Raw genomic sequence first — 11,900 nt, 5'->3', positions numbered from 1 at the left:
CCGCCGCCCCAGCCGGGTGGTAACTACCCACCGCCGCCCCCGCCGGGTTACGCACCGCCTCCGCCGGGTTACGCACCGGGTGGCTACCCGCCGCCCCAGCACGCGGGTTATCCGCCACCTGGCGCACCCGGCGGTTATCCGCCGGCTGGCCCGGGTTTCCCTGGCGCGCAGGCATTTAACGTCGGTGAGACGTTCTCGTGGGCATGGAACAAGTTCACCAAGAACGCCGTCGCACTCATCGTCCCTGCGGTGGTGTACGGAATCATCGTCGGCATACTCGTCGGCGCCGTCTACGGCCTGGCGTTCGCGCTCGCACCGACGCAGAGCTACGAGTCCTACGGCAACAGCTACAGCTATGAGGCGAGCTTCGGCTTCGCGAGCATCCTCGTACTCATCGTCGGCTACATCATCCTGATGGTGGTCGCGGCGGCGATTCAATCCGCTTATCTGGGTGGTCTTTTGGATATCGCCAACGGGCAGCCGGTGACGATCGGATCGTTCTTCAAGCCGCGCAACGTCGGCAGTGTGATCATTGCGACCCTGATCATCGGCGTCGCAGCCGGTATCGGCTCGTTCTGCTTCATCATCGGGCTCGTGATCGCTGTCTTCACGCTGTTCACCACGGTCATCATCGTCGACCGCAACGCGTCGCCGATCGATGCGATCAAGCAGAGCGTGGAGATCACCAAGAACAACATCGGGCCGGTGATCCTCACCTGGCTGGTCGCCGGCGTGATCGCCGTGGTCGGCGCGCTGCTCTGCGGCATCGGCTTGATCGTCGCGCTCCCGGTGTCCGCGCTGTTCCTGGTGTGCGCCTACCGGAAGCTCACCAACGGCCAGCTCGCGCCGCTGACGCCGTAATCGTGGAAGGCCTGGTCTGCGCGAGTGTGCGCAGGCCAGGTCTCTGCGAGTCCCTGCGCCGTTGCGATCACATCCGTAAGCTGCGACCAGTCGCGATGGATTGACAGTAGGGGCACACGTGAGCAGTCAACCGCCGCCGCCAGGGGGTGGCTACCAACCGCCACGGCAGATCGGTTTAGCCCAGGGGTCGACAGCGGATGGGAGCCATTACACGCCGTGGTTCACCCGTGTGCTCGCGTATGTGATCGACAGCATCCCGGTTTACCTACTCGCGATAATCGGTGGCGTCGTCCTATACGCCTTCCGGCAGGTGGAAACGGTATGCGTGGATGGCGCTTTCTGCGCCACCGGCGACAGCGGTCCATCGACAACGGCATGGCTCATCTTCTCGGTTTGCGTTCTAATCGCCATGGTGTTCTATCTGTGGAATCTCGTTGTGCGTCAAGGTAATACCGGGTCCAGCATCGGCAAGAAGATGATGAAGTTCAAGGTCGTCGGCGAGCGGACGCAGCAGCCGATCGGAGTTCTCAAGTCGCTCCTGCGCCAGATCGCGCACGGTGTCGACGTACTCATTTGCTATATCGGGTTCCTGTTTCCGCTCTGGGATGCCAAGCGTCAGACGATTGCCGACAAGCTCATGAAGACCGTCTGCGTACCGCTGTAGATAGGTGTACGTGACCGCGCCACCACCGCATCCACCGGACAATTCGCCTCCGCCGCAGCAGACCTATCCGCCGCCGGCCCGGGTGCTGCCGAAAAAGGCATATACGCAGTGGACCACCCGAGTGGTCGCCAGCCTCATCGACTGGGCTCCGATCTGGGTGATCACCTTGATTCCCTTCGTCGGCCTCCTGGTCGCGGGCGACGTGGAGTGCCTCGACAGCATCTACGGCAGTGGCGACAGTTACTGCTCGACCGCGGTCTCGGACTTCTGGACGTCGGTCCAGTTCATCGCCGTTCTGCCGGGGGCCGTCTACTTCTTCTGGAACTTCTGCTACCGCCAGGGCAGAACGGGACAGAGCATCGGCAAATCGGTGATGAAGTTCCAGGTGGTCAGCGAGAAGACCTGGCAGCCCATCGGGTTCTGGATGTCGTTGGTCCGCCAGATCGCCCACTACGTGGACCAACTCCTGTGCTACGTCGGCTACCTGTGGCCGTTGTGGGACAAGAAACGTCAGACGCTCGCCGACAAGATGGTAGGCACCGCCTGCGTCCCGCTGGACGCCCACCCGCCGCCGTGGTTCCCCCCGCTACCCTGATCGGTGATGACTGAACAACACAGGTCGCGGGGGCTCGCCACCAAGGCCATCCACGCAGGTTTCCGGCCTGACCCGGCCACCGGTGCCGTCAATGCGCCCATCTACGCCAGCTCGACCTTCGCCCAGGACGGGGTCGGCGGGCTGCGAGGTGGATACGAATACGCCCGCACCGGCAATCCGACCCGTACTGCGTTGGAAGCGTCGCTGGCCGCCGTCGAGGAGGCCGACTACGGACGGGCGTTCGCCTCGGGTATGGCCGCCACCGATTGCGCGCTGCGCGCTGTGCTTCGGCCGGGCGATCACGTCGTCATGCCCGACGACGCCTACGGGGGCACCTTTCGTCTGATCGACAAGGTGTTCACACAGTGGGGCATCGACTACACCGCCGTTTCATTGGCCGACCTCGACGCGGTCCGGGCCGCGATCAGCGGCCAGACCAAGCTGATCTGGGTCGAGACGCCGACCAACCCGCTGCTGTCCATCGCCGATATCGCAGGCATCGCGCAGATCGCCGAGGAATCGAACGCTTCGGCGCAAAATGTAAAAGTGTTGGTGGACAACACTTTCGCCTCGCCGGCACTGCAGCAGCCGCTGACGCTCGGCGCGGATATCGTGCTCCATTCGACGACCAAGTACATCGGTGGTCATTCCGACGTCGTCGGTGGTGCGCTGCTGACAAGCGATGAAGAACTCGACGCCGCGTTCGCATTTCTGCAGAACGGTGCGGGTGCCGTCGCGGGCCCGTTCGATGCCTACCTCACCATGCGCGGGCTCAAGACTCTGGTGCTGCGGATGCGCCAGCACAGCGAGAATGCCGCACTGGTCGCCGAGTTCCTTGCGAACCACCCGGCGATCTCGACTGTGCTCTATCCCGGACTGCCCACTCACCCCGGCCACGACATCGCTGCGAAGCAGATGAGCGGATTCGGTGGCATGGTCTCGGTGCGGATGCGGGGCGGTCCGGATGCTGCCCGCAAGTTGTGCGCGGGCACAGAAATTTTCATTCTCGCCGAATCGTTGGGTGGAGTGGAGTCGTTGATCGAGCATCCCGGGGCGATGACGCACGCCTCGACGGCGGGTTCTCAGTTGGAGGTGCCCGACGATCTTGTGCGCCTGTCGGTGGGCATCGAGGATTCGTCGGATCTGCTCGCCGATCTGGAGCACGCGCTAGGTTAGCGCCTGCCGCAGCGCCGACGCGGTGACCGCCAGATTCACCTCGGGCAGCGCGGTCGGATACTCGTCAACCCAACTGCCGCTTGCAATTTCGCCGGCCCGGGCGTGTACCCACCGCCACCCGCGATCGTTGAGCGACAGCAGCGCGCCGAGCCCGTCGACAGCATGGAGCAACGTGATGATCGCGGCGGTCGACGGCGTCGGCGGCCTTCGGTCGAACAGGGCTGCCAGCAGCGCTGAACGGGCCTGACCCACCCGGCCACGGCTGGTCAGCGGCCAGGCGTACGGATGGGTGAATCGTTTGGACTGCAACCGAATACGCCGTATCTGGCCGGTCTGCTCGAGATGGTGAGTGAGATCGCCCTCGGTGCGCTTGGATAGCCTCTTGACGGCCGCGACCGGTCGAAACGGCCGTCGCCGCAGTAGCGTGAACGCCGACTCAGAAACCGGATCCGTCAGGCCGGGCGCCGACAGCGCGATCAGCCGACCGGGCTCGAGCCCATCTTCGGCCACCGCGGGCCGGATCTTGCAGGCGTAGGCGAGATCGGCCAGGACTGCGGCCGCCAGCACACGTTCGCGCAGGTGACGTTCCAGTGCGGGCTGGGCCGACGCGTTGTCGAGCAGGAGCAGAAGGAGCTCCTCAGCGATCTGCGCCATAGTGCGGACTGTATGCGACGCCCAGCGGGAGCCGTCTCAGGAGTGGTAGGGCTCAGCGCTGAGAAGTGTCACCTTGACGGTGTTCCCGTTGGGAATGAGATAGGAGCGGACGTCGCCGACCTTGGCGTCGATCAGCGCTTCGCCCAGCGGCGACTTCGGCGAGTACACCTCGAGCTTGCCGTCCTTGACACCCTCTTGACGGGTGGCGATCAGGAACGTCTCGGTATCGCTCTTGTCGTCGCCGTACTGCACCTTGACCACGGAACCGGGGAGCGCGACGCCGGACTGCTTGGGCGCTTCGCCGACCTTGGCGTTGTTCAGCAGCTCCTGCAACTGTCGGATCCGCGCTTCTTCTTGGCCCTGCTGGTCGCGGGCGGCGTGGTAGCCGCCGTTCTCGCGCAGGTCGCCTTCTTCGCGGCGGTCGTTGATCTCTGCGGCGATGACGGGCCGGTTGGCGATCAGCTGATCGAGCTCTGCCTTCAGCCGGTCGTGTGCTTCCTCCGTCAGCCACGTGACCTGCGTGTCGGTCATGATGTCGCGCCCCTTCGTCGTTGCTCTCGCGCTCGTTCGCGTAAGAAGTGTCATGTTTCGGCGCCGGGAGCTCTACATGTATTGCCGCCGTCGTCCTCGCCTAATCAGCGCACTAAATGCAGCAATACACGGTCCCAGCGGGGAACCGTGTATCGCTCCATGGTAGCACCGCGCGGACAGCGGATTTTCACGTATTCGCAGTTCGGCGTTTGTTGTATTCGCTTCGCAGTCCGTTCTAAGGGGCCACGAGATAGGCGGGAACGTCGGTGCCGCAGCCGTACACATCGCCGACGACCGGCGGTCTGCTCGACTTGACCGTGGTCGTCACCTGCACAGTTTGCTGGGCGGACGGCGGCACCAGCACCTCGCGGCGGCCGGTTTCGCCGCCGTCGAACGAACGGGCCCGCACGATGCACACCACCGGGGCAGCGGGATCCTCCCGGGTGACGGTGATCGTGACGTCGACGGTCTCGTCGTCGACAAGGCGGTAGCCACCCAGTTCGCCCTTGACCGCACCGCCGAACCACCCCGAGGCGACGACCGCGATCGTCACCCCGGCCACCAGGACAAGCGCGGTCAGCCCACCGGCGATCAGGCGGCGCTGTCGGCGGGTCAACCGCTGCCGCCCGTAGCGCGCGGCGGGACGCTCGATCATCTAGTTTTCATGCCCGTCGGTCGGATGGATCTACAGAACTGGAACTATAGGACTACTCGTAATTGTTGATACCTCTCGGGAATGTCGGATTGCGGCATCTTCGGGACCGAGATGAGGCAGAAAAGGTTGAGTGAACTGCGGTTGATGGCGGTGCACGCCCACCCGGACGACGAGTCCAGCAAGGGTGCGGCCGCCACGGCACGGTACGCGGACGAGGGCGCGCGCGTCATGGTGGTGACGCTCACCGGCGGCGAGCGCGGCGACATCCTCAACCCGGCCATGGACCTGCCCGAGGTGCACGGCCGGATGACCGAGATCCGTCGCGACGAGATGGCGAAGGCCGCCGAGATTCTCGGCGTCGAACATCACTGGCTCGGCTTCGTCGACTCGGGCCTGCCCGAGGGCGATCCGCCGCCGCCGCTGCCCGACGGTTGCTTCGCCGTGGTGCCACTCGAGGAGCCCACCGAATCGCTGGTTCGCATCATCCGCAAGTTTCGGCCCCACGTGTTGACCACCTATGACGAGAACGGCGGCTACCCGCATCCCGATCACATCCGGTGCCACCAGGTGTCGGTCGCCGCGTATGAGGCAGCGGGCGACTACCTGCTGTTCCCCGACGCCGGTGAGCCGTGGAACGTGCAAAAGCTGTATTACAACCACGGCTTCCTTCGCAAGCGGATGCAGCTGATCCAGGACGAGTTCGCCAAACACGGCGAAGTGGGCCCGTTCGAGAAATGGCTCAAGCACTGGGAATCCGACCATGACATCTTCGAGAAGCGGGTGACCACCCGGATCGAGTGTGCGAAGTACTTCGCCAAGCGCGATGACGCGTTACGTGCGCACGCCACCCAGATCGACCCCAATGGCGACTTCTTTCGGGCGCCGATCGAATGGCAACAGCGACTCTGGCCGACAGAGGAATTCGAGTTGGCGCGCTCCCGCGTCAAGGTGTCGCTGCCCGAGACGGACCTGTTCGCAGGAATCGAGATCGAGGCATGAACGACTTCGCACTGACCATCATCGGCCTGCTGGCGCAGGATCCACCGCGCCAGACCGGCCCGGACTTCGGCAAGGCCAGTCCAGTCGGGTTACTCGTCATCGTGCTGTTGCTGATCGGCACGTTCGGCCTGGTCTGGTCGATGAACCGGCACCTGCGCAAGCTGCCGAAGTCCTTCGACGAACCCGACGGGCAGCCCGATGAGCAACCCGGCGATGCCGAGAGCAAGCGTGAGTCCGGCTGAACCGTCGGGGCAGAACACCCTGGCCGCGGCCACCAGTCCCTATCTGCGCCAGCACGCCGACAACCCGGTGCACTGGCAGCAGTGGACACCGCAGGCGCTGGCCGAGGCGGCGTCGCGGGACCTGCCGATCCTGCTGTCGATCGGATACGCGGCTTGTCACTGGTGTCATGTGATGGCACACGAATCTTTCGAAGACGAGCAGGTTGCCGCCGCGATGAACGAAGGCTTCGTGAACATCAAGGTCGACCGTGAGGAACGGCCCGACGTCGACGCGGTCTACATGAACGCCACTGTCGCATTGACGGGTCAGGGCGGTTGGCCCATGACATGCTTCCTGACTCCGGACGGCCGGCCGTTCTTCTGCGGCACGTATTACCCCAAGGCCAATTTCCTGCAGCTGCTCGCCGCAGTCTCCGACACCTGGCGCACGCGCCGCGGTGAGGTCGAAGAGGCCTCCGACCGCATCAGGGGCGAGCTGCAGTCGATGGCGGCGGGCTTGCCCCGTGGTGGGCCGCCGGTTGATCCGGCGCTTTGCGACCATGCTGTTGCCGCGATCCTTCAGGGCGAGGATCGGGTGAGGGGTGGATTCATCACCAATCAGTCTGGGGCACCGAAGTTTCCGCCGTCCGCATTATTGGAGGCGCTGCTGCGCAGCCACGAACGTACACATGACGGGATGCCGCTGGAGGCGGTCGGGCGGACCTGTACGGCGATGGCGCGTGGCGGCATCTACGACCAGTTGGCCGGGGGTTTTGCGCGCTACAGCGTCGACGATTCATGGGTCGTGCCGCATTTCGAGAAGATGCTCTACGACAACGCCCTGCTGCTGCGCGCCTACGCGCACTGGGCCCGACGTACGTCGAACCCGTTGGCGCGCAGGGTAGCCGGTGAAACAGCGGTTTTCCTGATCGACGACCTCGGCGCCGACGGCATGTTCACCTCGTCGCTGGACGCCGACGCCGACGGTCGCGAGGGCTCGACGTACGTATGGACGTCCGCCGAGTTGCGCGACGTCCTGGGGCCCGATGACGGCCGTTGGGCTGCGGAGCTTTTCCATGTCACCGATGACGGAACCTTCGAACTCGGCAGCTCGGTCCTGCAGCTGCCGCATGACCCTGACGACGGCCAGCGGTTCGATCGGGTGCGGACCGCGCTGTTGGCCGCCCGGCACCTACGGCCCCAACCGGGCCGCGACGACAAGGTTGTCACCGCGTGGAACGGGCTGGCGATCACCGCCCTCGCCGAGGCCTCGGTGGCACTCGACGAACCCGAATTCCTGCTCGCCGCAACGCAATGTGCGCAGAGCATCATCGACTTGCACATCGTGGATGGCCGATTGCGCCGGGCCAGCCTTGGCGGTCGTGTCGGCGAAAGCGCGGGCATTCTGGAGGACCACGCGGCGCTGGCCACCGGTCTGTTGACGCTCTATCAACTGACGGGTGAGGCGTCGTGGCTCAGTGCCGCCACGTCGTTGCTTGACATTGTGCTAGCGCATTTCGCCGACGCGGAGACGACCGGCCGCTGGTTCGACACGGCGGATGACGCTGAGGCACTTATGGTTCGGCCCGCCGACCCGCTTGACGGAGCGACGCCGTCGGGCGCCTCCTTGATTGCCGAGGCGCTGCTGTTGGCGGCACACCTGGCTCCGGGGCAAGGCGCCGACGTGTACGCGTCGGCGGCCGAGGCCACGTTGGCCGGCGCGGCGCCCATCCTCGCGCGTTCGGCGCGCTCGGGTGGACATTGGCTGGCCGTCGCCGAAGCTGCTGTGCGCGGGCCGATTCAGATCGCCGTGGCCTGCGATCCCGTGGTTTCGGAGCTGCTGGCATCGGCGCGCATGCTGGCCCCAGGGGGTGCGATCGTGGTCGGCGGCCCAGTCAACTCCTCGGAACTGCTGGCCGACCGTGACCGGGTGGCCGGGGCCGATGCCGCCTATGTGTGCCGAGGACGGACCTGCGATCTGCCGGTCACCACTGCCGGGGATCTCGCGGTCGCTCTCGGCGTGTCCGTGTAGCCTTCGGCGCATGCCAACGCCTGAGGCCAATGCCGCGACCGTCAACCGCTACCTCGAATACGCCGCGAAGGGAAAGGTTGACGACATCGTCGAGCTCTATGCCGACGATGCCACCGTCGAGGATCCCGTCGGCAGCGAGGTGCACATCGGGACCCAGGCGATCCGCGGCTTCTACTCGGCCATTCCGCAGGGCGACAACGGCACCGACGTCCTCACCCTGCGGGCACTGGGCAACGAGGTGGCGTTTCATTGGACGCTGACGATCAGTATCGGTGACGCCAAGATGAGTATCGACATCATCAGCGTCATGACGTTCAACGCCGACGGCAAGATCGCGTCGATGAAGGCCTACTGGACCCCGGAGAACATGACCCAGCTCTAGCGATTTCGGCGCGCCCACCTACCGCTGCGGTCGGTTTGCGCGCCCGATTCACTAGAAGACGGCGAACCACATCGCGATGTAGTGGCAGATGGCAGCCACCGCCGTGCACGCGTGGAAGAACTCGTGGTGGCCGAACGTCTGCGGCCACGGATTCGGCCACTTGAGGCCGTAGAGCACTCCGCCGATGCTGTAGAGCGCGCCCCCGACGATCAGCAGCACCAGCGCGGCGACGCCCGCGCCGTGCAGGATCGGCCCGACGAACCACGCCGCCACCCAGCCCAGCAACAGGTAGAGCGGCACGCCGACCCAGCGCGGAGCCGACGGCCAGAACATCTTGAGCAACACCCCGGCAATCGCGCCGGCCCAGACGATCGCCAACAAGACCAGGCCGTCGGACTCCGGCAGCGCCAGCATCGCGAACGGCGTGTAGCTGCCGGCGATGAAGATGAAGATCATCGAGTGATCGAGGCGCTTCATCCACTTTCGCGCCGTATCCGAGCGCCAGTTCACCCGGTGATACGCGCCGCTCACCGCGAACATCGCGACGATCGTCAGCGTATAGACCAGGGTGGCCAGGCCCGCCCGCGTCGACACCAGCGACCATGACACCGACACCAACGCCGCTCCGGCGATGAACGCGATGACCGCCGAGTAGACGTGAATCCAGCCCCGTAACCGCGGCTTGTGGAAGAAGTTGGCGACGCCGTCGACCACCGCTTCGGGAAAATCCTCCGCGTAGACCCGCGCCGGTTGTTGCTGAGCCTCGTCGGCATCGACCTGCACCATGTTCACCTCCACTTAATGCCCTGGGGGATTCGAACGCCACAGTAGTCTGATTCGGTGGCCATCATTCCTTCGCGACTCAAGGAACCGATGTACCGCCTCTACGAGATGCGGTTGCGCCAAGGCCTGGCTTCTTCGAAATCCGAGCTCCCACGCCACATCGCGGTACTTTGCGACGGAAATCGGCGGTGGGCGCGTGACGCTGGTCACGACGACGTCAGCTACGGGTACCGAATGGGTGCGCACAAGATCGCCGAGATGCTGCGCTGGTGCCAGGAGGCCGGCGTCGAGATGGCCACTGTGTACCTGCTTTCCACCGAGAACCTGCAACGCGAACCCACCGAATTGGCGACGTTGATCGGAATCATCACCGACGTCGTCGAGGAAATCTGCGCCCCCGCCAACCGGTGGAGCGTGCGCACCGTCGGGGACCTCGAGTTGATCGGTGAGGAGCCGGCCCGGCGGTTGCGGGAAGCCGTCGAGTCGACCCAGTCCGAAACCACTGCCGGGTTGTTCCATGTCAACGTCGCCGTCGGGTACGGGGGCCGCCAGGAGATCGTCGACGCCGTGCGACAACTGCTCGGCAAGGAACTTGCGAACGGCAAGAGCGGCGACCAGCTGATCGAGGCCGTCACCGAAGATGGAATCTCGGAGAATCTCTACACCTCGGGGCAGCCCGACCCCGACCTGGTGATCCGCACGTCCGGCGAGCAGCGGTTGTCGGGCTTCCTGCTGTGGCAGAGCGCCTACTCGGAGATGTGGTTCACGGAGGCGTACTGGCCGGAGTTCCGGCGCGTGGACTTCCTGCGAGCGCTGCGCGATTACACCGCGCGTCACCGCCGCTACGGCATGTAGGTCGATCCGGTCTTCGCGCAGGCGCTCATCAAGGTGATCCGGTCTTCGCGCAGGCGCTCATCCCTGCGACACTGGGTCTATGGCCGCGCTGTCAGCGCTCGTCTTCTCGCTCAGCTGGTGGCTGGGCCTGTATCTGCTGGCCCGTGATCCACGCAAGCCCGTTCTGGTGCTTGCCGCGATCGGCCTCACGAGCTTCGCGACGGTGGTGGCACTGGACGCCGTTCGCATCCAGAGCGGCTCGGACGTACTGAGCAGCATCGAGGTCTACCTCGTCACTGTGCCGGGCATCGCATGGTTCGCCGTACTTCTTGAGCTGTCCCGCCCCCGCGACAGCTGGCGAAGCCGGGCGACCGAGTTCATCGCCGTCGCCTGCGTGGCGGTGGGTGCGTTCATCGGCGCAGCGATGGCGGGAAATGTCGACGGCCCAGTGCGGCTGGGCCACTGGGTGATGTTTGCCGTCATCTCGCTGTCCTCGCTCGGCGCGATGCTCCGTGCGGTTTTCGGGCCGTGGCAGCCCAGACCGGTCGTGGGCTACGTCGTCGTCGCGACGCTGTTCTTCGCACTCGGCAACGCGATCATCGTCATCCCGCTCGGACTGGTCCCGAGCTGGCTGGCGTTGGCGTCCACGGGTTTCGACGTCGTGCTGCTCGGTGTCGCGGTCGCGATGTGGGATGCCTTCGACGAGGGGCAGGCGCTGCGCGCCGACATGCTGCGCTCGTTCGTCGCGACAGGCGCGGTCGCATTGCTGTTCGGCGGGCAGGCGCTGATCGGGCTGGCGGTCACCGGCTCTCAGACCCCCCTCACGGTGTTGCTGTTCACCAGCCTCGCCATTGCGATCGCCATCAACGTGCTGGCCGATCCGCTGGCCGGCGTGCTGGACCGGCTGGCGTTCTCCCGCTCTCCGGGGCTGCGGGCCGACCGTGCCGCGCTGCGGAGCACCGGTGCCGCGCTGCCGCTGCGATCGGCCAACCCGCTCGATGCCGTCGACGACGAAACCTTCGTCCGGCTCACCCGTCGCGCCCTCGGCCACTATGGCGACCTTTCCAAACTCGTCGCCAGCCCGCTCACGGCGCTGCCGACCATCGACGAGCGTCTCGCCGCGCGTGCTGCTCCCGATCAGCCGCTGGAACGGGCCAACGAACTCAAGGCGCTGCTCGCCGATCGCATCGCTCGCCTCAAGCCGCGCGACGGCGGTGAGTTCGGCACGACCGAACAATGGCGGTACTACAACTCGCTTTATTTCCCGTATGTCGTCGGTGTCCGCGCCTACGCCCAGAACGCCACTGCCGCCGGGCTCGATCCCGTCGCGCGCCAGGCCTGGCAGTGGCTCGTCACCGAGGTGCCGCAGCGGTCGCTGCACAACTGGCAGAACGCGGCGGCCCGCCTGATCGCCGCCGATCTGCGTGGAAACCTGGTGGCCGCGCAGGACTAGCTTCACCCGTCTGAACTGGGGTTGGCAGCAGCTGGCAGCGTGTGGCGTCGATCTGGCAGT

General features: G+C 65.5%; 14 protein-coding genes. 10 read left to right on the top strand and 4 right to left on the bottom strand.

All coding sequences use genetic code 11. The annotated features are described in order from the left end of the window. The 4 genes from CSQ99_RS05760 to CSQ99_RS05745 form a co-directional block, all read left to right on the top strand. A partial coding sequence (locus CSQ99_RS05760; protein ID WP_099038110.1) for a DUF2189 domain-containing protein occupies positions 1–861 on the top strand: 861 nt, incomplete at its 5' end. 118 nt (positions 862–979) lie between these two features. Continuing rightward, positions 980–1,525: an RDD family protein gene (locus CSQ99_RS05755; RefSeq protein ID WP_099038080.1), complete on the top strand. Its 546-nt coding sequence runs from the start codon at positions 980–982 to the stop codon at positions 1,523–1,525. A gap of 10 nt (positions 1,526–1,535) precedes the next feature. Beyond that, positions 1,536–2,120: an RDD family protein gene (locus CSQ99_RS05750; protein ID WP_245908711.1), complete on the top strand. Its 585-nt coding sequence runs from the start codon at positions 1,536–1,538 to the stop codon at positions 2,118–2,120. 6 nt (positions 2,121–2,126) lie between these two features. Further along, positions 2,127–3,296: a cystathionine gamma-synthase gene (locus CSQ99_RS05745; protein WP_099038079.1), complete on the top strand. Its 1,170-nt coding sequence runs from the start codon at positions 2,127–2,129 to the stop codon at positions 3,294–3,296. On the opposite strand, the gene CSQ99_RS05740 is transcribed toward CSQ99_RS05745, so the two are convergent. The 3 genes from CSQ99_RS05740 to CSQ99_RS05730 all read right to left on the bottom strand — a co-directional run bounded on the left by CSQ99_RS05740 (position 3,288) and on the right by CSQ99_RS05730 (position 5,136). After that, the gene (locus CSQ99_RS05740) at positions 3,288–3,950 is read right to left on the bottom strand and encodes a GOLPH3/VPS74 family protein (protein WP_099038078.1); all 663 of its coding nucleotides are present in this window, start codon (positions 3,948–3,950) and stop codon (positions 3,288–3,290) included. The two genes, CSQ99_RS05745 and CSQ99_RS05740, sit on opposite strands and share 9 nt — an antisense overlap. A gap of 36 nt (positions 3,951–3,986) precedes the next feature. Next, entirely contained in the window at positions 3,987–4,481 is a 495-nt protein-coding gene (gene greA / locus CSQ99_RS05735; RefSeq protein ID WP_099038077.1) for a transcription elongation factor GreA, read from the bottom strand. 235 nt (positions 4,482–4,716) lie between these two features. Next, entirely contained in the window at positions 4,717–5,136 is a 420-nt protein-coding gene (locus tag CSQ99_RS05730) for a DUF4307 domain-containing protein (RefSeq protein WP_099038076.1), read from the bottom strand. Between the two features lie 126 nt (positions 5,137–5,262). Here CSQ99_RS05730 and mca point away from each other — a divergent pair, with 126 nt between their 5' ends. The 4 genes from mca to CSQ99_RS05710 are packed head-to-tail and all read left to right on the top strand — an operon-like array spanning position 5,263 to position 8,770. Beyond that, positions 5,263–6,135: a mycothiol conjugate amidase Mca gene (gene mca, locus CSQ99_RS05725; protein ID WP_099038108.1), complete on the top strand. Its 873-nt coding sequence runs from the start codon at positions 5,263–5,265 to the stop codon at positions 6,133–6,135. Next, positions 6,132–6,377: a hypothetical protein gene (locus CSQ99_RS05720; protein WP_099038075.1), complete on the top strand. Its 246-nt coding sequence runs from the start codon at positions 6,132–6,134 to the stop codon at positions 6,375–6,377. Before mca ends, CSQ99_RS05720 begins: the two co-directional genes overlap by 4 nt. Then, entirely contained in the window at positions 6,364–8,388 is a 2,025-nt protein-coding gene (locus CSQ99_RS05715) for a thioredoxin domain-containing protein (protein ID WP_176560885.1), read from the top strand. Before CSQ99_RS05720 ends, CSQ99_RS05715 begins: the two co-directional genes overlap by 14 nt. 10 nt (positions 8,389–8,398) lie before the next feature. Next, a complete protein-coding gene (locus CSQ99_RS05710; RefSeq protein WP_099038073.1) occupies positions 8,399–8,770 on the top strand; it encodes a nuclear transport factor 2 family protein in 372 nt (123 codons plus the stop codon). A 51-nt stretch (positions 8,771–8,821) separates the two neighbouring features. On the opposite strand, the gene trhA is transcribed toward CSQ99_RS05710, so the two are convergent. Further along, positions 8,822–9,556, bottom strand: a complete 735-nt coding sequence (gene trhA, locus CSQ99_RS05705) for a PAQR family membrane homeostasis protein TrhA (RefSeq protein ID WP_099038107.1) — start codon at positions 9,554–9,556, stop codon at positions 8,822–8,824. Between the two features lie 54 nt (positions 9,557–9,610). On the opposite strand from trhA, the gene CSQ99_RS05700 reads away from it, so the two are divergent. Both CSQ99_RS05700 and CSQ99_RS05695 read left to right on the top strand, forming a co-directional pair. Beyond that, positions 9,611–10,408 (top strand): (2Z,6E)-farnesyl diphosphate synthase, encoded by a 798-nt coding sequence (locus CSQ99_RS05700; protein WP_099038072.1) that lies wholly within the window; start codon positions 9,611–9,613, stop codon positions 10,406–10,408. Positions 10,409–10,487: 79 nt separating this feature from the next. Next, a complete protein-coding gene (locus CSQ99_RS05695; RefSeq protein WP_099038071.1) occupies positions 10,488–11,840 on the top strand; it encodes a hypothetical protein in 1,353 nt (450 codons plus the stop codon). Positions 11,841–11,900: the final 60 nt, after the last annotated feature.

The organism is Mycobacterium neglectum, assembly GCF_002591975.1.
GTDB classification, from domain to species: domain Bacteria; phylum Actinomycetota; class Actinomycetes; order Mycobacteriales; family Mycobacteriaceae; genus Mycobacterium; species Mycobacterium neglectum.
Note: the sequence above shows the minus strand (reverse complement) of the source record. Positions and strands in the feature narration are given on the sequence as shown.

Bases quoted from the DNA above. Each gene is read 5' to 3' on its own strand.
- CSQ99_RS05730 (WP_099038076.1), bottom strand. From the start codon at position 5,136: ATGATCGAGCGTCCCGCCGCGCGCTACGGGCGGCAGCGGTTGACCCGC.
- CSQ99_RS05720 (WP_099038075.1), top strand. From the start codon at position 6,132: ATGAACGACTTCGCACTGACCATCATCGGCCTGCTGGCGCAGGATCCA.
- greA (WP_099038077.1), bottom strand. From the start codon at position 4,481: ATGACCGACACGCAGGTCACGTGGCTGACGGAGGAAGCACACGACCGG.
- CSQ99_RS05740 (WP_099038078.1), bottom strand. From the start codon at position 3,950: ATGGCGCAGATCGCTGAGGAGCTCCTTCTGCTCCTGCTCGACAACGCG.
- CSQ99_RS05745 (WP_099038079.1), top strand. From the start codon at position 2,127: ATGACTGAACAACACAGGTCGCGGGGGCTCGCCACCAAGGCCATCCAC.
- trhA (WP_099038107.1), bottom strand. From the start codon at position 9,556: ATGGTGCAGGTCGATGCCGACGAGGCTCAGCAACAACCGGCGCGGGTC.
- CSQ99_RS05695 (WP_099038071.1), top strand. From the start codon at position 10,488: ATGGCCGCGCTGTCAGCGCTCGTCTTCTCGCTCAGCTGGTGGCTGGGC.
- CSQ99_RS05710 (WP_099038073.1), top strand. From the start codon at position 8,399: ATGCCAACGCCTGAGGCCAATGCCGCGACCGTCAACCGCTACCTCGAA.